Annotated in this window: 12 protein-coding genes; 6 read left to right on the plus strand and 6 right to left on the minus strand. The window is 65.9% G+C overall.

Translation table 11 applies throughout. The features are described from left to right. Nucleotides 1-12: 12 nt before the first annotated feature. Nucleotides 13-2832 (minus strand): sugar-binding domain-containing protein, encoded by a 2820-nt coding sequence (locus LDH66_RS19570; RefSeq protein ID WP_226482769.1) that lies wholly within the window; start codon nucleotides 2830-2832, stop codon nucleotides 13-15. A gap of 254 nt (nucleotides 2833-3086) precedes the next feature. Here LDH66_RS19570 and LDH66_RS19575 point away from each other — a divergent pair, with 254 nt between their 5' ends. Further along, nucleotides 3087-4133 carry an SGNH/GDSL hydrolase family protein gene (locus LDH66_RS19575; protein ID WP_226482770.1) on the plus strand — a complete coding sequence of 349 codons (1047 nt, stop codon included), beginning with the start codon at nucleotides 3087-3089 and terminating at the stop codon, nucleotides 4131-4133. Nucleotides 4134-4328: 195 nt separating this feature from the next. Here the strand turns inward: LDH66_RS19575 and LDH66_RS19580 are convergent, their stop codons facing one another. Continuing rightward, a complete protein-coding gene (locus LDH66_RS19580) occupies nucleotides 4329-7091 on the minus strand; it encodes a family 78 glycoside hydrolase catalytic domain (RefSeq protein WP_226482771.1) in 2763 nt (920 codons plus the stop codon). A gap of 485 nt (nucleotides 7092-7576) precedes the next feature. On the opposite strand from LDH66_RS19580, the gene LDH66_RS19585 reads away from it, so the two are divergent. Both LDH66_RS19585 and LDH66_RS23140 read left to right on the plus strand, forming a co-directional pair. Beyond that, on the plus strand, nucleotides 7577-9406 hold the full coding sequence (locus LDH66_RS19585; RefSeq protein ID WP_226482857.1) for a rhamnogalacturonan lyase: 1830 nt from the start codon (nucleotides 7577-7579) through the stop codon (nucleotides 9404-9406). A gap of 299 nt (nucleotides 9407-9705) precedes the next feature. After that, complete coding sequence (locus LDH66_RS23140) at nucleotides 9706-11901, plus strand: RICIN domain-containing protein (protein ID WP_226482772.1); 2196 nt, start codon at nucleotides 9706-9708, stop codon at nucleotides 11899-11901. Between the two features lie 314 nt (nucleotides 11902-12215). Here the strand turns inward: LDH66_RS23140 and LDH66_RS19595 are convergent, their stop codons facing one another. Both LDH66_RS19595 and LDH66_RS19600 read right to left on the minus strand, forming a co-directional pair. Beyond that, the gene (locus LDH66_RS19595; protein ID WP_226482773.1) at nucleotides 12216-13394 is read right to left on the minus strand and encodes an oligogalacturonate lyase family protein; all 1179 of its coding nucleotides are present in this window, start codon (nucleotides 13392-13394) and stop codon (nucleotides 12216-12218) included. A gap of 70 nt (nucleotides 13395-13464) precedes the next feature. Beyond that, nucleotides 13465-15324, minus strand: coding sequence for a DUF2264 domain-containing protein (locus LDH66_RS19600; RefSeq protein ID WP_226482774.1), 1860 nt, complete (start codon nucleotides 15322-15324; stop codon nucleotides 13465-13467). A 139-nt stretch (nucleotides 15325-15463) separates the two neighbouring features. Between LDH66_RS19600 and LDH66_RS19605 the strand changes: the two genes are divergently transcribed. The 3 genes from LDH66_RS19605 (at nucleotide 15464) to LDH66_RS19615 (ending at nucleotide 20503) form a co-directional block, all read left to right on the plus strand. Next, entirely contained in the window at nucleotides 15464-18655 is a 3192-nt protein-coding gene (locus LDH66_RS19605) for a glycoside hydrolase family 2 TIM barrel-domain containing protein (RefSeq protein WP_226482775.1), read from the plus strand. 111 nt (nucleotides 18656-18766) lie between these two features. Next, the gene (locus LDH66_RS19610) at nucleotides 18767-19975 is read left to right on the plus strand and encodes a glycoside hydrolase family 88 protein (RefSeq protein WP_226482776.1); all 1209 of its coding nucleotides are present in this window, start codon (nucleotides 18767-18769) and stop codon (nucleotides 19973-19975) included. Nucleotides 19976-20038: 63 nt separating this feature from the next. Continuing rightward, nucleotides 20039-20503 carry a universal stress protein gene (locus LDH66_RS19615; protein WP_226482777.1) on the plus strand — a complete coding sequence of 155 codons (465 nt, stop codon included), beginning with the start codon at nucleotides 20039-20041 and terminating at the stop codon, nucleotides 20501-20503. Nucleotides 20504-20539: 36 nt separating this feature from the next. Here LDH66_RS19615 and LDH66_RS19620 read toward each other — a convergent pair whose 3' ends face one another. Next, nucleotides 20540-21292 carry a hydroxypyruvate isomerase family protein gene (locus LDH66_RS19620; RefSeq protein WP_226482778.1) on the minus strand — a complete coding sequence of 251 codons (753 nt, stop codon included), beginning with the start codon at nucleotides 21290-21292 and terminating at the stop codon, nucleotides 20540-20542. Beyond that, nucleotides 21293-22402, minus strand: coding sequence for a Gfo/Idh/MocA family protein (locus LDH66_RS19625; protein WP_226482779.1), 1110 nt, complete (start codon nucleotides 22400-22402; stop codon nucleotides 21293-21295). It lies immediately after the preceding gene. Nucleotides 22403-22444: the final 42 nt, after the last annotated feature.

Below are 22444 nucleotides of genomic sequence, written 5' to 3' on the forward strand. Positions count from 1 at the left end.
GTCGGACGGCCGTCAGTCGTGTTCGACCCACGCGCCGGCGTCGTCCCCGTAGTCACGCTCGTCGTCCCGTCCGGCGTTGAGGAGGCTGTCGAGGACGCCGGTAGAGAGTGCGGTATCCGGATCGAACGCCTCGGACGTGAGGTAGGACTCGAGACTGCGGCGGAACTGACGGACTGCGGGATCGTCCCCGGAGAGATCGAGCGTACAGACGGCGAGCGTTCCGTCGCCGACGGCGGTTTCGAAGTAGACGCCGAGTTTGTGGTTTCGGTAGATCGTGTCGATCATCTGTACAGTGGGTTCGAAGTCGGCGGGCGCGTCGTCGAGAACCATCGGCCGAGAGTGGCGTAGGAGCGGCCACCACTGCCAGTCGGCGTGGTCTTCGGTGGGAAAGGCGTCGAACAGCGGATGATCGGGGTTCGTCGTCATTCCGAGGGTCCCCGGCTTTCCGTTTTGCTTGAAGATTTCGTAGTTCCAAAAGTCCGGTTGGAACGAGCCCTTGAGACCGTATCGGAGTGCGCTCGGCTCCGGAAGGAGGAGGACCGTCTCACCGTTCTCCAGTCGCGTGCGGGTTCGCTCGTCGAAGCGTCGAGAAACGGTGATTTCACCACTTTCGGCGGCTATTTCGGGAGTCTCGGAATAGACCCAGATCGGGTAGGTCGTCCGCAGATCGACAGCGGAGCCGTCCTCGAGTTCCGCCCCCTCGATCGTGAGCGTCACCTCGACCCGTGCGGGCGCATCGACGGCATCGAGCGAGGCGTCGATCGTCCCGAGAGACGTCAGCTCCCCCTGCTCGAGGACGTCTCGCTCGAGGGTGCCGGAAGCGATTTCCGTGCCGTCGAGGTCGGCGATCGACCAGGTCGCGGTCGCGTCCGCGATCGGTCCGGGGCCGTAATTGGCGAGCAGCGACTCGGCTGTAAACGCGTCGTCGGTCGTGAAGGTGTACCGGTCGAACGACAGGAGCGGGACGCGTGCGCTACAGAAGCGACGCCACTCGTGGGGCTCGATCAGTCCCTTCGACTCCATGAAGGAGTCGAGGATTCCGACCATCGCGGTGCCCTGGCCGGGAAAGTCGTCGAGGCCGAGCAACTGAAAGCCGCCGAAGCCCGCCGTTCGGAACGCGGCCTCGATGTCTTCGCGGTAACAGGTGATCGCGAGCGCGCCGGACGCGGCCTGAAAGTCCGCGTCCGAGCCGTCCAGATAGTGATCGGCGAGCGAGCGCTCGAACCGCTCGAGGTTGCGAGCGCGGAGGACGCCGCGATACTTGCGCGTCTCGTCGTAGTCGGGGTGGATCTGGTACTGGCCGATCTCGTGACCGATGACGGGGAGATCGTAGGGTTCGAGTTCGTCCTCGTAGTCGACGGCCGTCGACGGCGGAGAATCGTTGACGTGTCCGGTCCCGCGGATGGGCGTGCGATCGACGTCCCAGTAACTGGCCGCGGCGTCTTCGGGAACGTTGGCGGTGATAAAGAAGTCGTCAGCGTCTCCCGGGTGCGGCGAGGTGGCCCCGTAGGCGTACAGCCGTCGGTCGTCGAGCGCTCGACAGTGGCGGACGAGTTCGGTCATTCGCTCCTCATCGCCTCGATTTTCGTTACCGAGGGTAAAGCAGACGAACGAGGGGTGGTTTCCGTAGGCGTCGAGAATTCGCTCGGCCTCCCGCTCGTAGTACTCGTAGTCGGCGACGTCGGCAAGCGAGGTGCCGTTGTTCCACTGCGAACACTCCGGTTGCAGGTATATCCCGACGCGGTCTGCCGCCTCGAAGGCCGCCTCCGGGGGACACCAGCTGTGGAACCGATAGTGGTTGATGCCGTACGCTTTGGCGGTCTCCATGTGATCGACCCATTCGGCGACCGTCGTCGGCGGGTACGCGGTGTCGGGGAAGACACAGCAGTCCGTCCGACCGCGCAGGAAGATCGTCGTCCCGTTGATCGAGAACTGCGTGCCGTCGGCTTCGAACTCGCGGAGGCCGAACGTGGTCTCGAACTCGTGGCCGGCGGCGTTCTCGTCCGCCGTCTCGAGCGAGAGGGTCAACTCGTAGACCGCAGGGGAGAACTCGTCCCAGGTGAGCGCGTCGGGTCCGAGATCGTACGTGAACTCGAAGGTCGTCCGACTCGGCGCCGATCCATCATCACCACCGACCGAGACGGAGCAGTCGGTGGTGTCCGCGACGTGGACCTCACCGGTGTTCACGCTTCGGGCAGCGACTGAGAGGGTCCCCCGAAAGTCGGCCTCCGTGGCGTTCTCGAGGATTATCTCGAGGTCGACCGCGTTATCGCTCGGGTCCGGGAACGGGTCGACGCTCTCGATCCGGACTCGCGGTGTCGCTTCCAACCGGAGGTCCCCGATGATGCCGTTCCAGTTGGTCTGCGTGTGTTCGGTGCTCGCGTGCGATCGGCTGACTCCCGATCGATCCATCGAGTCGTCGGCGTTATCGACTCGAACGGCGATTTCGTGCTCACCGGGACTGATCGCCTCGGTGAGGTCGTATACGTGCGGGGTGCTCAGGCACACTCGCGAGCCGACGCGCTCCCCGTCGACCCAAACCTCGGTCGGTCTGGTCCGCTCGAGCGTCAGCGTCACGCGTTTGTCCGCCCAGGACTCGGGGACGGAGACGGTGCGCTGGTACCACGCTGGCCCCTCGTACCGATGCGTCCGTTGGAGGTGGTCCCGCGGTCGATCGTCGACGGTCGTCCCGTAGCCGTATTCGTCGGTCGATCCGGGAAGGAAAATCGTCCCGTCGATGGTGTCGGCAGGCGGATCCACGACGTGTCGGTCGCGGTCGGGATCGAGCCGAAGGTCCCACGGTCCCGATACTGAGAGCGATTGCACGAGCATTCCTTTCTCCGGAGGACACATAGTATTGTTCACCGGTTCCGACAGTCCTCACTCGCTCGATCGAACGGAAACACGTCCTCTCCTGAAAGGGCGTTGTTCACGATTCGAGCCGATCGAGGGGGGCTACCAGCGCTGGACCGTCGAGTCGATCCGAGAACCGTACGCGTCGCTCGTATCGCACGAGCGTGAGTACGGACACGACCGCGACTCGAGCCACCAAATAGTTGATATGGGAGCGAGATAACGTGTCCGCTATGCACTACGACGGCATTCAGTTTCACAACGTCGGCGACGTGCGATCGATCGAGGGTCGAGACGGAGAGTTGCTGCAACGGGTGCCCGAGGCGGTCAGAACCGAACTCAACGACGGCGCGCAGTCGCGGATGCGCCACCCCGCGGGGGTCGAACTCCGGTTCGTCCCCGACGGCCCCGTACGAGTGACGCTCTCGACGGTTCCTGGCGGAAGTTCCGAGGAAGGGACCGTCCGGGTCTTCTGGGGGCCGATTCAGGGCTCGACCGAGGTCGTTATCGGCGACGAGCCGACGACGATCGAAGTCTCGACCCCGGAGAAGCTGACCGACCTCGAGCCGTCGGCCCGAGAGGACCTCGCGTTCGATCCGCGAGTCTGTCGGATCCAGTTGCCGGGAGAACACCGCGGCGGGCCGATGGCCTATCACGGCCTCGAGGGCGACGTCCGTCCGCCACGCGAGGACGAACTGCCCGACCGGCGCTACCTCGCCTACGGCACCTCGATCACCGAAGGCGAAGCGCCGCTGGGCGAGCACCTGACCTACGTCAGCCAGACGGCCCGTCGGCTCGACGCCGACCCGATCAACCTCGGTTCCTGTGGCACCGCCTACTGCGACGCCGCGATGGCCGACCACATCGCTGAGCGAGACGACTGGGACGTCGCGACGCTGTCGATCTCGGTGAACATGGTCGGGACCTTCTCCCCCGAGGAGTTCCGGGACCGCGCCGAACGGCTGATCGACCGGGTCGCGAGCGCTCACCCGGACGAACCGGTCGTCGCCATCACTATCTTCCGCAACTCCCGGGACGTCTGCCGGAGCGCCGATCCGGAGGGACTGTGCGAACGGTTTCGCGAGGAACTCCGCGAAGTCGTCGCCGAGACGCCCCACGAGAACGTCTCACTCCTCGAGGGGCCCGAACTACTGCCGACCATCGGTGGGCTCACCACCGATCTGGTCCACCCCGGCGACGACGCCATGATTACGATGGGCGAGAATCTCGCCGCTGAACTCGAGGCGCTGCTCGAGGACCGAGACCGGACCCAGCGGTAGTGGCCCCGGGTTCGATTCCGGCGGCCGCTGGGGTCGATACTGACGGTCCGACGGCGACTCGTTCGAACCGAATCCGACCGAAGTACACCGGCGAGGCGTCGTCTCGAGCCGGGTCCGTCCCGTCTACAGGCGGAACAGGCCGAGTGCCTCGGGGCTTGACCCCGAGGCTGTTCACTGCGTCGTCTCCACTGTGCGTCATTCGAGAGCGAACCGATAGGTCCCGGATTCGACGTCGATCTCGAGCCGTTCGCCGTCCCGAACGGCCGAGACGCCGTCGGGAAGCGCCGCCGGTTTCTCGCTGTTCCCGCCGTCCCCGTCGTCCCGGATCGGGTCGCCATCGACGGTCGCGACGGCGTCTCGATCGCCCGTCGGGAGCGCGACCGTCGCCGACGCGTTCCACGGGATCGTCGCCTCGAGTCGGAACGTCTCACTGGCGTCGTCCGTCCGAGTCCCCGCACGTTCGCCACCCCGCGTCCACGAGAGTTCGACGGTACCCCGTTCGGTCGGCACCCGCCCCGACGCCGACTCGAGCCCCGCTTCTGGCGGGCGAATCTCGACGTGCTCGCCCGCGACGCCGTCGGGGCGAACGCCCAGGAGCGTCCGGAGAATGTACACCAGCACCGTCGCGCCCATGGCGTGGGACTCGCTTCGATTCCGCCGGTGATCGTCCGGGAGGGACGGATCGCGACAGTGCCAGGTCTCCCAGATGAACGTGCCGCCCCGCTCGAGGATGTTCGCCCAGCCATCGTCCTCGGCGTTCGTCACCAGATCGACGATCGCGTCGGGACGGTCCGCGGTCTCGAGGGCCTCGAGCAGCCACGGGACCATCATCGGCCCCATCGACATCCCCTGCTCGGCCACGCGCTCGGCGACGGCGTCGGCGTGCGCGTCGGGGACGAGGTCGAACGCCAACGGGAGGGCGTTGGCGTGCTGAGAGGCAGACTCGCTCGCGTCCCTCGCGTCGCAGCCGTCGACGTAGCGATCCCCCCGCCGAAGGTGTTCGTCGATCGCCGTCTCGAGCGCGCGCTGGGCGTCGCGGTAGTGCGCTCGCTCGTGGTCGGGCCGGTCGAGCGCGGCCGCGATGTCGGCCGCCCGCGCGAGCGCGCTCGCACAGAGGACGTTGACCGTCGTCCTGACGGGCCAGTCCCGGTCGTAACCGTAGCGCATCTCGGGGGGCCAGTCGACGATCCCCTCCTCGTAGGGACCGCCCTCGCCGCCCGAGAGGTTCGTGATGAGTCCAGTATCGCTATCGACGTGGCGCTCGACGTACGCCGCGATTGCCGTGATGACAGGATAGGCGCACTCGAGCGTCGCCCGGTCGCCGGTCGTGCGGTAGTACCGCCAGACCCACTCGGGAAAGGAGACCGTGAAATCGGGGATATCACGCTTGCCGTCGCTGTTCGGGTAGACGGCGTTCAACCGGCCCTCGCCCGCCCAGTACCGGTAGTGTGAACGGAGGAACTCCGCGATCGCCTGTCGACTCAGGGCTCGTTCCCCGAATGCCCACGTCGTCGTCCGCGAGACGTTGAAGCCGTCCATCAGGAACTGGCCCTTCTCGCGGGTCGGCGTGTCGACGAACTGCCCCTGACAGCCGTACAGCGCCGAGTGGCGCGCGAGGTCGAAGACCGCGTCGACCGTCCCGTCGTCGGACTCGAACGCCGCCGCCCGCTCGTCGGGGACGGCGTTGCGCGTCGCCAGTAGCCGCACCTGTTCGGGCTCGAGTTCCTCGCCCGGATCGTCGACCTGCAGGTAGCGGACGCCGAGGTAGTTGAACGGCCGGAACCGTCCCTCGCCGTCGGGCTGGACGTACTCGTAGCGCATGTCGGTCCATTGGGTCCCCTCGGTGGCCGAAACCGTCCCGTCGTCCTCGAGCAGATAGCCCGCCCTGAGTTCGACTCGGTGCCCGTCGGTTCCGTCCGCGAAACGAACCTCGGGAAGCCCGGCGTAGACGCGCCCGAAGTCGACCACGTACGTCCCGTCCTCGAGTCGGTCCATCGAGACGGGTTCGATCGGCGATCGAACGACTTCGGAGCGCTGGGCGACGAGCCGTTCCCACGGCTCCGTCGGGTGGGTGCCGACGACGGCCGCGGGGTCCCACGCCACTGCGTCGAATCCCGGCTCGGCCCAGCCGAGCGGGGCCCGACGACCGTCGATGCGTTCGACCGGCTCCGCGATCTCGTCGTTTCGCAGCGGTGCGTCCGCCCGCCACTCGGCCTCGCGGACGCGCCACGACCCGTCAGTGACGACGGTGCGTTCGGTCCCGTCGGCGAACGTCACCTCGAGCTGGCAGACGAAGCCGGGTTCGGCGGCGGGTCGTCCCTGGCCGGCGCCGTTCCAGTTGCACAGCGCGCCGATCGCGTTCTCGCCCGTCGCGAGGTCGTCCGTGAGGTCGACGGTCTCGTAGTACTGGTAGTCCGGATAGGAAAACGACCCGTCGCAGTCGACGACGCGACCGTTGACCGAGAGTTCGTACTGGTGACTGGCGGAGACGTACGCGCGGGCGCGTTCGATCTCTCCCTCGAGGGAGAAATCGCGGCGCAGGTAGGTGAATCGACCACGCTCGAACGCACCCTCCTCCGGGCGGCGGATCCAGGACGCCGCCCAGTCATCGGGATCGAGGAGCCCCGTCTCCCATCGGGCCGGGTCGCTCCACGCGCTCGGCTCGTCGGACTCGTCCCACACTCGAACCGCCCAGTAGTATTCGCACCCGGACTCGAGAGCGGGGCCATCGTACGTTACTGCCGGCCGGGCCGACGCCCGCTTTCCGGTGTCCCAACGGTCGGCCTCGCCTGGCGAGAGCCGGTCCGGCGTCGACGCGACGAGCACTCTGAACGCGGTTTGCCGGGCTCCGCGGCGGTCGGCGTCGACCCGCCAGCGCAGGTCGGGCATCGGTTCGTCGATTCCGATCGGGTTCGAGGCGAACTCGGTTCGCAGATCTACCGGCTGGTTCCGTAGCATCGTCGATTTCGTCTGTCATCCCTCTCGGAGACCGTAAAAGAATACCGGCGCGGCCGCGCCGACCGTCGGTGTCCGGTATCGGTCAGTCGACTCTCGGTAGGCGTTTTCATCGCGACATACGGAATCGGGGAGACACGAGTCAACGGTGGCCGACTCGCCGCCGAGTTCGACCCGAGCGATCCCGGAGTCGGCCACCGTCGAAATCGATCGTACAGATATTTCGGATGCCTCGAGACAATCATATTTCCGTTTACAAAGTTTTTATATGATACGATGTGGACGGAGAAAGTGTGGTATGAGAGACAATGACTAATTCGAACATGAGTGACACACGACTTCGACGGTGCCGACGCGAGATTCTGAGCGGGATCGCAGCCGGAACGACGGCGGTCACAATGAGCGGCGCAGCGACCGCCGCGGGTCGGAACGGCCGATCCGGCGTCGGGAACGAAACCGGAACGGAAAAGAGCGGGTCGACGCGTCAGATGGAATCGCTCGACCGGGGACTCGTGGCCGTTCCGGTAGAAAACGGGGTACTCGTCCGATGGCGACTGCTCGGGACGGATCCCGCCGATCTGGGATTCCACGTGTTCCGCGACGGCGAACGGGTGAACGACAAACCGATCACCGACAGCACGAATTACCTCGACCCCGAGGGAACGACGGACTCGACGTACGCGGTTCGAGCAGTCGGAAACGGTCGAGCCAGCGGCAGGAAAGGCGACGGCCGGAAACCCGGTATGTCGGAGCCCGTCGAGGTGTGGGACGAGCAGTACAAGGAGATTCCGCTGAACAAGCCCGATCCGGTCGACGGCGAGAACGGGGAGACGGTCACGTACCACGCCAACGACGCGAGCGTGGCCGACCTCACCGGCGACGGCACGCTCGACATCGTACAGAAGTGGACGCCATCGAACGCGAAGGACAACGCCCAAGACGGTCACACGAGCGACGTCCTGCTCGACGGGTACACGATGGAGGGCGAGCACCTCTGGCGAATCAATCTCGGGCAGAATATCCGGGCCGGCGCGCACTACACGCCGTTCGTCGTCTACGACTTCGACGGCGACGGGAAGGCGGAACTGGCCGTACGGACGTCCGACGGTGCCACGGACGGCACCGGAACGGTCATCGGCGACCCGGACGCCGACTACGCAAACGAAACGGGACGGATCCTCGAGGGGCCGGAGTACCTCACCGTCTTCGACGGCGAGACGGGCGAGGAACTCGCGACGAAGGACTTCAAGCCTGCGCGCGGCGACATCTGCGACTGGGGCGACTGCTATGGGAACCGCGGCGACCGGTTCCTCGCCGGCGTCGCCTACCTCGACGGCGAGCGACCGAGCATCGTCATGACGCGGGGCTACTACGCGAAGTCGATGCTGGCCGCGTTCGACTTCCGTGACGGCGACCTCGAGACCCGGTGGCTCTTCGACAGCGACGACGGCAACGAGGAGTACGAGGCCCAGGGTAACCACCAGCTTGCCACCGCCGACGTCGACGGCGACGGCAAGGACGAGATCGTCTACGGCGCGTGCGTCATCGACCACGACGGCACCGGACTGTACTCGACCGGCTGGAACCACGGCGACGCCTTACACGTCGGCGACTTCGATCCCGGTCGGGACGGACTCGAGGTCTTCCAGCCCCACGAGTGGGGTCCGTACGGAATGACGTTCCGCGACGCCGAGACGGGCGAGTTACTGTGGGGCGAGGAAGGGGAAGGCGACATCGGTAGAGGGATGATCGCGGACATCGATCCCGACTACGACGGCGCGGAAGCGTGGGCGGGGATCCCGCTATCCGACGACGGGCTCGGCACGTGGACCGCAAGCGGCGAGCGGGTCAGCGAGGACACCGTCGACTCGATGAACTTCGGAATCTGGTGGACCGGCGATCTGCACCGGGAACTGCTGGACCACGATTTCCTCGGCTGGGATGCGGGGTACGGCGTCGGCTGGATCAAGAAGTGGAACCCCGAGACCCAGGAGCTGGACCTGTTGCAGTCCTTCGAGGGAACGCGTTCGAACAACTCGTCGAAGGGGACGCCGTGTCTCTCGGGAGATATCCTCGGCGATTGGCGCGAAGAAGTGATCTGGCGGACCGAAGACAGCGAGGCGCTGCGTCTGTACGCGACGCCGCACGAGACCGACCACCGGCTGTACACGCTGTTGCACGATCCGCAATACCGGACCGCGATCGCGTGGCAGAACGTCGGCTACAACCAGCCGCCGTGGCCGAGTTACTTCCTCGGACACGGGATGGACGAACCGCCGAAACCCGACATCGAACTCGTCTCTCCAGAGAACGACTGACGAGTATCGTAGCCACTGAAAGTCAGTGCACAGCTGATCGCACGATGACGTTGCGATCGGTATGTGAATCGTTTCAGTGGCTACGATAGGCGCAGACTCGTCACCGATTCGATGCAGGCCGCTGGGAGATATCGCACCCGATCGCGGTGTCTCCGTGATCGGACGTACTGGTACAGTTCGAGACCGTGATCGCCGACGTGGACGCGACGAGTATCGAGGCTTTCTCTCGATACGTAATCGGGCATGAATGTATTTCTACTCACAATAAATACTTACGAGAGGAAATAGTCAATCACTTTGTGGTACGAGATACCGAACCACGAGGAAGTAGCAACGCGAGTACACACGAAGCCGGCCCGACGTTCGATCGACGGACGATCCTCGGTCTGTTGGGCGCTGGCGGCCTCGCCGCGGCATACGGAAGCGGTACGGCGCGGGCCGACGGTGGTCAGCCTGCCGAGCAAAAGGGCAGTTCGGGACCGACACGCAAGTGGAATCAGGATATCGATGCACAGGGACACGACCTCTCGAATCTGGGTTCGATCGAGGTCGACCACGTCTACACGGCGGCGCGGAACGCGGACGTGATCGTCTGGAAGGATGATGACGGCGTCTTTCACGCCGACGGGACGGACGGTCACGTCGCGAGCGGCGAGGACGTGATCGAGGTCACCCAGGCGGCGGTCGACAGCCTGACCGACGGTCGCGACTGGAAGGAGACGGTCGCGGTGGTCTCGCCGAGTACCGTCGGTCCGGTCGAGGGAAGCGGCGACGTGCCGACCTACGAGAACTCGGACGACATCACGGGGATCGAACTGCCCAGCTACACCGTGCTGGATATGCCCGCGACGATGCGCGTCGAAGACGAGGGCGATCAGGCGCTCGTCGTTCCGGTCGAGGCCTACGATGCCGAGCACATCGAAATTCCGAACTTACGGGTGGTCGGCAACCCCCGGTTCGGGCTGTTCCTCCGGAGCGTTCAGAACCTCCGGCTCGGCAACGTCAGCGTCGAGATGACCGGCGACAGTCCCCGCGGCGGCATCGGCGTCCGCATCGACGGCTTCGCCCACGGCCGCGGCGAGGACACCGTTCGCTGTACGGATATTCAGGTAGATTCGGTGTACATCGAAAATTCGGGCGGCCACGCCTTCGAAACGTACGCGGTCGACCGAATCCAGGTCGGCCAGGTTATCGCGAACGGGGTCGAATCGGGGTGTGGCGTCCTGCTCAACGAAACCACCGATGCGACGGTCGGTTCCGTCATCGGGCGGGAGATCGACCCCGGCGGCGGCTACGCCGGCTTCCGCGTCGCAAACGGCACGCACGATGTCACCTGCGATCAGGTAATCGTCCGCGGCGGTGCCCGCGGTATTTTCGGCGTTTCGGGGTCCCACAACATCACTATCGGCGAGGTGAACATCGCCGAGATGCTCGGCGGAATCTTCATCGAGGACAACCAGAACTTCACCATCGAGGGCGGCGTCGTCAAGAACTGTGACTGGGAGGCCGTGCGCATCCACTCGCGGTCTGACTTCCAGCACGATCCAACGACCGGCGTCACGATCACGAACCTCCGTACCTACGACGATCGACCGGAAGAAGAGCGCGAGCAGAGCTACGGCATCTACGTCTCCGGTGGCCAGACGTCCAACGTCCGCATCATCGATTGTGACGTGCGGGGCGGTGGGACAGAACAGAACATCCGTGTCGACGCTGACGACACCGTTCTCCAGAACAACCACGGCGGCGGCCTCGCGAAGGGCACCGTCACGCTCGAGTCCGGGGCCGACCCCGCCGCGACCGTCGAGGGCGTCAGTCCGTTCGGCTACCAGCAGCCGTCGCTCCGGTCCGACCCCGTTGAGGCGTCGGGCGCGACGTTCGCCTACGATCAGTACTTCCTCTGGAACGCCGACAGCGAGGCGTGGGATCTCCACTTCGAGTGGAAGCACGATCCCGGCCAAAACGTGGACATCCAGTACATCGTGGACAATCCGCGAGCGAACCTCGGTACCCACGAGTCGATGGACGACGGGGGAGAGCTAACGGAACTCGAGGGGGGGACCTACCGACTCACCGCGGCGCTCAACGGCGACGAGATCGTGATGAGCGTCGACGGCGACCTCGCCGACGGCGCGAACGTCTACAACGACACCTGGGGCGAGGCGAACGGCCAGGTCTGGGAGGTCACAGAACTCGAGGACGGCGTCTTCCGCATTAGCCCGGCCGACGCCGACGGGCTCGCGCTCGAGGCGTCCGACGGCGGGACCGACACCGGCACGAACCTCGAACTGGGCGCGTGGGAGGACGCCGACTACCAGAAGTTCGAGGCGAACCCGGTCGCGCCGGATAACTACACCCTCGAGCCGACCCACGCCGACGACCTCGCGGTCGACGTCTGGGAGGTCGACCCCGATCCGGGTGCCGACCTGCGCCACTGGAACGTGAGCAACGGGGAGAACCAGCTCTGGGCGTTCCAGGATCCCAACGACGGATAGCCGCGCTGATCTAGCCCGTCATAGAATCGTTCTCCTGTTTTCGTGTCGGTCGGGCAGTACCGTACAGCCGTTTCGACCGTATCGTGATCGTCCAGCCGGACTCGGTATCGACGGCGACGACGCCCGCTTCGGGGCGACCAGAGTCGATGCGTTCTCCGTCGACGAAGACGTCGTACTTCGCTCCGTTGCTACCGGTTCACACCTGGAAACGGTCTCCGGCCTCGGACTCGATTGTTGCCGCGTCGAGCGTCCCGGCACTCCACGTCGGATCGACCTCGTTCGTGGCGGCCGACCACTTTCGGACGAGACAGCTGTTACCTCTCTGTCCCGTCGAACGTCGGTAAACCGTCGAGATTGTCGGGTATATCGACGATATAGACGTCGCTGCCGGAGCCACCCCGAGAGCTATCGAAGACGACGCGATCGCCGTTCGGACTCAGCCGCGAGTGAGGGTGGACGTCGTCGTCGCCGCTCCAGCCGTGGGCGGCCAGCTTTCGCGGTGAGCGGTACTCGTCGGCGTCGTCGTCCCACTCCCAGAGCAGGTCGACGGGCGCGCCGCGGTAGGTTCCGTCCCCGACGACCAGCTCTCGCGAATTGCTGTGAAAGTGCGTGTAGATATCCGGTGCCGGCCACTCGTTCCGTTTCGTCCCGTCGTATCTAACGTGGCCGAAGAACGGGTCCGGGTCGTCGCGGCCGCCCCGCCAGCCGTGGTAGCCGATCGTCTCGCCGTCGGCGAGCCAGTACTCGTGGCCGACGGCCTCGTCCGCGTCCGTCGGTCGGACCGCCCACGTCTCGTTCGTCTCGAGGTTCAGCGCCCAGATCCGATCGACCGCCTCCCACGGCCCCTCCTCGCAGTACGTGACGAGTTCGGGCCGAGTCGGCGACGCGTTGACGTGGTTGAGCCATCGGTCGTCCTCGACGTGGATCGTCGGATCGCCGCCCGAAAGCGGAACTGAGAGCACCTTGGAGTGCGGTCCAGCGTTCATCCGATCGGCGATCCACTGCTCGCGGTCGTTCGATCGCCCGTCGATATCGAGCCGTTCGGAAATCGCCGTGACGACCCGCGTGCCGTCGGCCGTCCCGGCAGCGACGCTCCCGTCGTACCCGTCCGGTATCTTATATAGGGTCTGTATCTCGAGTCCCTCGAGGTCGAGCGCGACGAGCCGGTCGTCACACCAGAATAGCGCCGTCGGTTCGGTCGCGATGCGGGTGACGCCGCTGATCGCCGCCGGGAGGTCGGTCAACTGCCGTATCTCGCCCGACTCGAGCGCGACCGAGTAGAGTTGCCGCGTTCCGTCGCGGTCCGAGCGAACGAGCAGCCGATCGTCCGCGTCGTCCCACCCCGGTTCGGTGAAGTACAGATGTCGACTGTCGGCGTCTGGATCGCTCGTCAACCGCGTAACGCGCGCGCCCGTCTCCGGGTCCTCGTATCGTTCGCGCTCGGGCGGTAGCGTTCGGCCCGCATTCGGCCCCTGTCGTAACTCGTCTCCCATTCGATCCGTGAGACGGCCCCGCAGGACAAAAAGATACCCGATGGCGCGATCGGCACCGGCCGGCATACCGTCACTCCGCGCGATTCGTGGTCGCGATCTCGCCCGCCCGGCACTCGAGGAGTCGGTCGCCGTCGGCCGTCTCGATCGCGACGCGGTCGTCGTCGGCAGTCACGAGTTCCGGCGTCCGGTCGAAATCGACCGGCCCCTCGGCCGTCGCTCGGACGGCAGTGGCCAGCCAGTGTTCACCGGCGTCGTACTGCTTTCGGAGCGTCGGGACGACCGTACGCGGGTGCATGAGGTTCGTGTTCGGTTCCTCGGGGACGATCTCCGGGTTTCGGTCGGCACGCAGATCGGTGACGACGCTCGTCCCGTTCGGATACGCGGCGCGGGCGGTCGCTCCCTCGGTCCCGTGGGTGAACTGCGTCGGATCGTCGTCGCCCGTCCGATCGAGCGCGAATCCGCCCTCCTCGCTGTGAAGCGGTCGCGACGTCTCGAGGCGGTGGACCCGGACGTGCCAGGGGAGCGCCGGCGCCAGCCAGGTTTCGACGCGGACGTCGTCCCACGGGGACCACAGCGATTTGAGGGTCGTCTCGTCGACTTCGGTCGCGGCGACCGACTCGGAGGCGGGGGTCTTGTACCGGTCGCCGTCCGGGCTGAGCGCGAGCGTGCTGTCGTGTCCCGCCTCCCCGAGGCCCACGTTCTGCCCGGCCATGGAGAACCCGAAGGTCGCGGAGTAGGCGAACTTCCCGTACTTCTCCGGCCCGTAGATGCTGTTCTGGGCGAGCGAGAGCGCGAACAGGTGGTCGTCGTCCCGACAGATGACTTTCCGAGGCTCGGACTGGACGACCGTCTCGGGTCGGTCGGGAAGCGGTTCCTCGTCGGCCTGCCAGAACGGATGCGTCGGCTCGAGCGCGAGCGGCAGGAACGCCTTCGTCGCCCAGTACGGCGAGTTCGGCGAGTTGTACACCTCAGACGTCTTCAGCGTCGGATATCGGTAGCCGACCGACAGCAGGCCCCCGTCCGTGAAGATCGGCTGGTTCAGCCACCAGCGGACGTTCCGCGCCCAGAGCCCTCTGAGGACACCCCACGGGAGCGGGTTCAGGTCGGCGAACGCGAGCGCGCCCCAGAACCCGGCCTGCGCGAAGCGGTAGGTGAGGCTTCGACCGTAGGGGAGCGCGCGTCCCTCGTCGTCGAACCAGTGGACGTGCTCGGTCGCGAACTCGGCGGCCCGCTCGCGAAACCGGCTGGCCCGCTCCGGATCCTCGTCGCCGCAGACGGCTGCGTAGACGAGTCCGTAGAAGTGCATCGCCCACGGCAGGTAGTAGTCGATCGGACTTCCATCCCCCACCGGGCCGTCGGTGTACCAGCCCCCGCCCTGATAGAACGACTCGAGTCGATCCAGCGACGACTGCGTGCCCTCCCAGTCGTGGTCGGCCCCGACCGATCGGAGCCCCATGTTGACCATGACCCGGAAGAACAGCCAGTTACAGTCGTGGAGGTCGGCGTCGTTGATCTGGTTCAGCCAGCGGACGAGTCGCTCCCGCTCCGGTTCGGAGAGCGGGTCCCAGATTCGGTCGGGAGTCAACGCGAGTCCGAGCCCGATCGCGGCCATCTCGACGTGTTTCTGGGAGTAGTCGTCCGCCTCGCCCCAGTACTCGTCGTGGCTCGGGTCCGTGCCGTTGACGAGGCCGCGTCGAACGAGATCCCACTGCTCGGACGTCCCGTGGACGCTCAGCGGAACGAGCCCCCACAGCGGTCGCGCGAACCCCTCGAGTTCGGCGGCGACGGCGGGGAAGTGAGCGCCGGTCGCCATCGGTCGCACTCGCGCACCACTGGGGCTGGCGTGATCGTACAACGGGTCGACGAGGTCCTCGACGGCTCGTTCGAAATCGGCTCGCGTCCGGAGCGAATTCTCCGCGACTGGGTTCATGGCTGAGTTATACTGACACGGGTCTAAAACGATTGCCCTACTGGATCCGTTTTGCTTCGAACCCGTGTCACGCTCGAGGCGACGGACTCGGCCCGTCCCGACCGAGGATTGATGATGGTTCGTCGAACACTAGCGGTCGATGACTCGAGACTGGGCCGATCCGGAGACGGTCGGTCGAAATCGGATCGATCCGCACGCGTATCTCCTCCCGTACGCGGCGACGAGGAACGCGACCGTCGGGAACCGGGGGGCGTCGCCCTGGATCTCGGTGCTGAACGGGGAGTGGCGATTTCAGTTGTCGGAGACGCCGGCTGCCGCTCCGGAATCGTTTCACGAGCCGACCGCGGACGTGAGCGACTGGGACCGGATCGAGGTACCCCAGCACTGGCAGACGGCCGGCTACGGCGCGCCCCACTATACGAACGTGGTCTATCCGTTCCCCCTCGATCCACCGCACGTCCCCACCGAGAACCCGACGGCCTCGTATCGTCGCACCGTCCACGTCCCCGACGACTGGGACGACCGGCAGCTCCGACTCCGATTCGGCGGCGTCGACTCCGCGTTCCACCTCTGGGTCAATGGGGAAGAAGTCGGGTACAGCGAGGGCAGCCGACTCCCGTCGGAGTTCGACGTGACCGACTACCTCTCTCCCGGTGAGAACACGCTTGCCGTCCGTGTCTACAAGTGGTCGACCGGGAGCTACCTCGAGGACCAGGACATGTGGTGGCTCAGTGGGATCTTTCGCGACGTCACCCTCTACGCGAAGCCGATGGTGCAGGTCGCCGACGTCGACGTTCGGACCGAACTCGACGAGCGGTACGAGGACGCCGTCCTGCGGGCGTCCGTCGAGGTACGCAACGTCGGCGACGACGGCGGGCAGACCCAAATCGAGCCGACGCTGCGCGACGCGGACGGAGCGCCGGTCTCGACGACCCTCGAGGCGCAGTCCGTCGCGCTCGAGGCCGGCGAGGCGACGACCCTCGAGTTCGAGACGACCGTCGAGGAGCCCCGCACGTGGACCGCGGAGATGCCCGACTGCTACGATTTCGTCCTCGGCGTCTCTCAAGTCGAGGGCGACGACGAGACGGTCCTCGCGCAGACGGTCGGCTTCCGCGAAATCGAGATCGTCGACGGGCAGTTGCTGGTCAACGGCGAGCCGGTGACGATCCGCGGCGTCAACCGCCACGATTTCCATCCCGACCGCGGCCGCGCCGTCCCGCTCGAGACGATGCGGGAGGACGTCGAGATGATGAAACGGCACAACATAAACGCGGTTCGGACGGCTCACTACCCGAACGATCCGCGGTTTTACGAGCTCTGTAACGAGTACGGGCTCTACGTGCTCGACGAGACCGACCTTGAGTGCCACGGGATGGTCCACGCGGAGACGACCGAGCACGTAAGCGACGACCCCGACTGGGAAGCCGCGTACGTCGACCGGATGGTTCGGATGGTCGAACGCGACAAGAACCACCCCAGCGTCATCGTCTGGTCGCTGGGCAACGAGTCGGACCTCGGAACCCACCACAAACGGATGGCAGCGGCGACGCGCGAGCGCGATCCGATGCGGCCGATCCACTACGAACCCGACACCGACCAGACGGTCTCCGACATCATCGGGCCGATGTATCCGCCGTTCGAGCAACTCGAGGAGTGGGCCGAGACCGACCTCGAGCATCCGGTCGTGCTCTGCGAGTACGCCCACGCGATGGGGAACGGGCCGGGGAACCTCCGTGAGTTCTGGGACCTCTTTGACGAGCACGAGGGCCTGCAGGGCGGTTTCGTCTGGGACTGGATCGACCAGGGACTCCGGCGAACGGCCGACGACGGGACGGAGTGGTTCGCCTACGGCGGCGACTTCGGCGACGAGCCGAACGACGCGAACTTCAACATCAACGGGCTCGTCTTCCCCGATCGGGAGCCCTCACCCGGACTCACCGAGTACAAAAAGGTCATCGAGCCGGTCGTCCTGCGCGAGGCCGATCTCGAGCGGGGAGAGCTCACCGTCGAGAACCGGTACGATTTCCGGTCGCTCGAGCACCTCCGTGCCTCCTGGCGCGTGCTGTCCGACGGCCGTGTCGTCCGGAGCGGGCGGCTGCCGTTGCCCGCTGTCGAGGCCGGCGACGCCGCGACGGTCACGGTTCCCGTCGACGCGGACGGACTCGATATAGATGGGTTCGACGCGGACGCCGAGCGCGTCCTCAGCGTCGACGTCTCGCTCGCTCGCGAGACGGCGTGGGCGCCGGAGGGGCACACGGTTGCGACCGGCGAGTTCGAACTTCCGGAAAATGGATCCGGGGCCGGCTCCGCTTCGCGGCCGACGACCGGCGTCACCGCGCCGCTGACGTGTGACGCGGCCGGGGAGGAGATCCGCGTTTCGAACGGGCAGTTCGAACTGGTCTTCGATCGCACGTTCGGCGTCATCGACTCGTTCACGTACCGGAATCGGTCGCTACTGGAGAGCGGTCCCTCGGTCGGGATCTGGCGCGCGCCGACGGACAACGACGGGGGACTCCCGCTCTCGCGAACGCTGCTATCGCAATTTACCGAACGCTACGAGAACGAGGAACTCGTTCAGGCCGGGGATCTCGCGACCGTCGGATTCGAGCAGCTCTGGCGGGAGCACGGGCTCGATCGACTGCAGTTCCGCACCGACGACATCACGTATGCGCAGGGCGAGCGAGACACCGATCCCGTCACGATCACCGTCGAGGGTCGACTCGCGCCGCCGATATACGACCACGGGTTCGCAGTGGAGCAGACCTACGCGATCGGGAACACCGGCGCGATAACCGTCGACACCGCCCTCGAGCCCGACGGAGACCTGTCGCTGCTGCCCTCGCTCCCTCGAGTCGGGCTCGACCTCACGCTCGCGGACGACCTCGAGCAGGTCACGTGGTACGGGCGGGGACCGGGCGAGTCGTACGTCGACAGCAAGGAGGCCGCTCTCCTCGGCCGTTACAGCCGTTCGGTCGCCGATCTACAGACGCCTTACGTCGCTCCACAGGAGAGCGGGAACCGAACGGACACCCGCTGGGTGACGTTCACCGACCAGCGCGGGGTCGGTCTCTTCGTCACCGGCGAGACGTCCTTCGATTTCAGCGCACACCCCTTCAGTACCGCCGATCTCGACGAGGCCGAGCACACCCACGAACTCCCGGATCGGGACGGCGTCTGGGTCTCGCTCGACGACGACCACTGTGGGCTCGGGACCGGAAGTTGCGGGCCGTCGACGCTCGAGGAGTACCGACTCGAGCCAGAGCCGACCGCGTTCCGTATGGAGCTACACCCGTTCGCTGCGGACGAACTCGTGGCGACCGATCAGTACTGACGCCCCGCGGTTCGGCCTGCCGATTTCGGTGCGACGAACGACAGTGTGGATCGCCGACAGCCTGACGGGAACGGTGGCTTTATGCTCCGATGCGACGCACTGTGCGCCACCATGGCACGCACACCGGACGCACTGGTAGCAGCGACCGCGGATCACGGCCTTCCGGAGCGCTACACCGAACGGTCGGGAGTCGACCGAGCGGCGTTAGACGAGGCGCTATCGGTCGCTATCGACCGGGTCGATGACACGCTCGACGAGTTCTACGATCGGTTCCCGTCCCCGTCGAGTCGAGATCTGGTGTACGACGCGACGGACAACATGGACGGCTGGACCGCGTCCTTCTGGACGGGGCTGTGTTGGCTCGCGTACGAAGTCACGGGAAAGCGCCGGTTTCGGGACGCCGCCGAGACCCAACTCGAGACGTTCGAGCGCCGACTGAACGAGGGGAACGTCGACACACACGACCTCGGCTTTCTCTACACGCTGTCTGCGGTCGCCGGCCACCGTCTCTCCGGAAACGAACGGTACCGATCGATGGCGCTCTCGGCCGCGGATCTCCTCGCCGATCGGTTCCTGGAAGCGCCTGGACTCATTCAGGCGTGGGGCGACCACGAGGCCACCGAGGAATCCTGGGAACGGGGCCGAATGATCGTCGACACCATGATGAATCTCCCGCTGTTGTTCTGGGCGAGCGAGGAAACGGGCGACCCGCGGTACGCCGCGATCGCGGAGACGCACGCTCGGACGACCGCCCAACACATCGTTCGGCCCGACGGGTCGACCTACCACACGTTCAAGTGCGACGTCGAGAACGGGACGCCGATCGGCGGCGACACGGCCCAAGGGTACGACGCGGACTCCTGTTGGTCGCGGGGACAGGCGTGGGCGATCTACGGCTACGCGATCGCCGGGGACTACGCCGACGAGGGCGCGTACGCACGGCTCTCGGCGACGCTCGCTAACTACTACCTCTCGCACCTCGAGGACGACAGCGTCCCGCGGTGGGACTTCGACGCGCCGGCCGAGCAAGATCACCGGGATACCTCGGCCGCTGCGATCGCGGCCTGCGGCCTCGACGAACTCGCCCGGCAACTGCCGCTCGCGGACGACCGCGTTCGCGGCTACCGGAACGCCGCCCGCACGACGCTCGGGAGCCTCGCGGAAAACTACTCGACGGTGGGAACCGACTCGAACGGGTTGCTCACGGACGGGGCGTACGACGTGGCGAACGGGGACTACGACGAGTGTTGCATCTGGGGCGATTACTTCTACGTCGAGGGGCTCGTCCGGGCGACCGAACACTGGTCCCGATACTGGTGAGAGTAGCTCACTGCGGACGACACGGACAGTACACTTATTTGGGTGACTCATCAAAGCGGTGGCATGGATCATGCACTCGTCGTTATCGACGACACTGAGACGCATCGAGCGCTCCTCGCGGAAGCCGGACAGTTAGCCCGCGACACCGACGCGAAATTGACCGTACTCGCGTGGATAACGCCGGATCAGGCCGACGAGACGGCCGATAGCCTGGAAGTGATCGAACAGGTCGAGGGGACGTCGTACGGCGAACCCGACTCGAACTCCGCGGCGCGGCAGTTCGCACAGCAGTTCGCGGACGACGTCTTCGAATCGGACGACGATTCGATCGAGTTCACGGCCGATGGAATCGTCATCGAGGACGGCGACCGCGCCGACGAGATCATCGCCGCCGCGGAGCGCCTCGACTGCGATCACATCTTTCTCGTCGGTCGACAGCGGTCGCCGACCGGAAAGGCGATCTTCGGCGACGTCGCTCAGCGGATCCTGCTCAACTTCGACGGCACCGTGACGCTCAAAATGGACTGAATCAGGCGACGTCGAACCCGTCGGCGTCCGCTCCCGTCAACGCCAGTTCAACACTGTCGCCATCGCCTCGTCGGAATCGCCGATCGGCGAGAACTCGCAGCCGACGTAGCCGTCGTAGCCCGTCTCATCGATCGCCGCGAAGATCGTCTCGTAGTCGAGTTCACCGGTACCGGGATCGTGTCGCCCGGGAACGGCGGCCACGTGAAAGTGGCCGATACGGTCGATGTTCTCGGTGATATTTCGAATAACGTCGCCCTCGGTGATCTGCTGGTGATAGACGTCGTACAGCAGCCTGACGTTCGGCGAGTCGACCGCGTCGATGATCTCGTAGCCCTCCGCGGACGTCTCGAGGTAGTAATCGGGATGATCGACCGCCGCGTTCAGCGGTTCCAGAACGATCGTCACGCCCGCCGCTTCGGCGTCCGGCGCAACCCGCGAAAGGACGTCGACGATGGCGTCGTGCTGGGTCGGCCGATCCAAACCCTCCTGGTCCGGACCGGTCGTCGCGATGAGCGAGGGAATGCCGAGATCGGCTGCCGTTTCAATCGACTCGCGGATCGTCTCAACGGCGTCGTCGGCCGCATCGGGATCGGTAAGCGTCCCACCCGCGACGCAGCCGATGATCGGGATCCCCGCGTCCGCCGCGGCGCTCTCGATCCGGTCGAGGTCCTTTCCGCGCCAGTCCCAGAACTCGACCGCATCAGCCCCGACCTCGGCGGCCCGCGAGATCCGCTCGTGAAACGGCTCGTCGTCGTATACCATCTCCACGCAGACGGAGATCTTCGGCATTCACTCGTCCTCCGTCGTCGGGACGGGCGACAGGTCGCCGGACTCGACCATCGCCTCGAGCGGGTTGTCGTCGATGGTCAGCGGGAGATCGACCTGGCCGCGTCGGCGAGCGGACTCCCACGTGGCGAAGATGAGTTCGGTCGCGTTCAGTGCGTTCGCCGCGCCGAGTTCCGGCTCCTCGTCCGCCTCGAGGCAGCGAACGTTGTCGGCGATCGCGCGGTCGATGAATTCCCAACTGTGCAGGCCGTCGTCGGTCTCGACGGCCGCCCACTCCTCGTCGCCGGCACGGCGGATCCGCAACGTCGGCAGTTCCTCGTCGTCCTCGCCGGACGGACCGAGTTCGATCGTACCGCGGGTGCCGATCAGTCGGTGGTGACACTCGACGGCGCTCGTCGGGCCGCCGTCGTCGGCGCTGTCGCTCGTTCCGAGGCCGCTGACGCCGTTCTCGTACTCCCAGAGCACGACGGCCTGGTTCTCGTTGTGCGCACCGAAGTGGACGTTCTCCTCGCTGTACTCGATCTGGCCGAGCGCCCAGTCGGCGGGAACCTCGTCGTTGAAGTAGTTACAGAGGTCGAAGGAGTGCGATCCGTAATCGAAGATGCCGATCGGTGCGGCGAACTCGATCCGCTCGAGGTCGCCGATTTCGCCGTCGTCGAGCAACGCCTTCGCCGTTCTGACCGCGTCGCTGAACCGCCGCTGGTGGTTGAACGTCAACTGAACGTCGTGCCGACTCGCCTCCTGGGTCATCATGCGCGCCCCGCCGTAACTGTCGGCCATCGGCTTCTCGCAGTGGATCGCCTCCACGACGCCCGATCGGATACAGTCGATCGCGATCGTATCGTGGATCGCGGGTGGCACGCACAGCGAGACGATATCGGGTTCGACCGCCTCGAGCAGTTCGTCGTACTCCTCGAAGACGTTCTCGTCGGCGATATCGAACTCGTCGGCGAACGCAGCGGCGTTCTCGGGGACGATGTCCGCACACCCGACGAGATCGCATTCGGGGTGGTTCTCGTAGGCAGTCGCGTGGTGATACGCCATCGCGTAGCCGTCTCCGTCGGGATTGTCCGGGTCCGCGCCGGTACCGATCACGGCAACTCGGTGAGGCATACGGTTCGGTTCCGGAGAGTGAAACATAATAGTTAGCACTGT

The sequence above is a fragment of the Natrinema amylolyticum genome (assembly GCF_020515625.1).
Classification (GTDB): domain Archaea; phylum Halobacteriota; class Halobacteria; order Halobacteriales; family Natrialbaceae; genus Natrinema; species Natrinema amylolyticum.

Excerpts from the sequence above, each read along its gene's own strand:
- LDH66_RS19620 (WP_226482778.1), bottom strand. The coding sequence starts at position 21,292 with ATGCCGAAGATCTCCGTCTGCGTGGAGATGGTATACGACGACGAGCCG.
- LDH66_RS19600 (WP_226482774.1), bottom strand. The coding sequence starts at position 15,324 with ATGAACCCAGTCGCGGAGAATTCGCTCCGGACGCGAGCCGATTTCGAA.
- LDH66_RS19625 (WP_226482779.1), bottom strand. The coding sequence starts at position 22,402 with ATGCCTCACCGAGTTGCCGTGATCGGTACCGGCGCGGACCCGGACAAT.
- LDH66_RS19615 (WP_226482777.1), top strand. The coding sequence starts at position 20,039 with ATGGATCATGCACTCGTCGTTATCGACGACACTGAGACGCATCGAGCG.
- LDH66_RS19570 (WP_226482769.1), bottom strand. The coding sequence starts at position 2,832 with ATGCTCGTGCAATCGCTCTCAGTATCGGGACCGTGGGACCTTCGGCTC.
- LDH66_RS19605 (WP_226482775.1), top strand. The coding sequence starts at position 15,464 with ATGACTCGAGACTGGGCCGATCCGGAGACGGTCGGTCGAAATCGGATC.
- LDH66_RS19580 (WP_226482771.1), bottom strand. The coding sequence starts at position 7,091 with ATGCTACGGAACCAGCCGGTAGATCTGCGAACCGAGTTCGCCTCGAAC.
- LDH66_RS19585 (WP_226482857.1), top strand. The coding sequence starts at position 7,577 with ATGGAATCGCTCGACCGGGGACTCGTGGCCGTTCCGGTAGAAAACGGG.
- LDH66_RS19575 (WP_226482770.1), top strand. The coding sequence starts at position 3,087 with ATGCACTACGACGGCATTCAGTTTCACAACGTCGGCGACGTGCGATCG.
- LDH66_RS19610 (WP_226482776.1), top strand. The coding sequence starts at position 18,767 with ATGGCACGCACACCGGACGCACTGGTAGCAGCGACCGCGGATCACGGC.
- LDH66_RS19595 (WP_226482773.1), bottom strand. The coding sequence starts at position 13,394 with ATGGGAGACGAGTTACGACAGGGGCCGAATGCGGGCCGAACGCTACCG.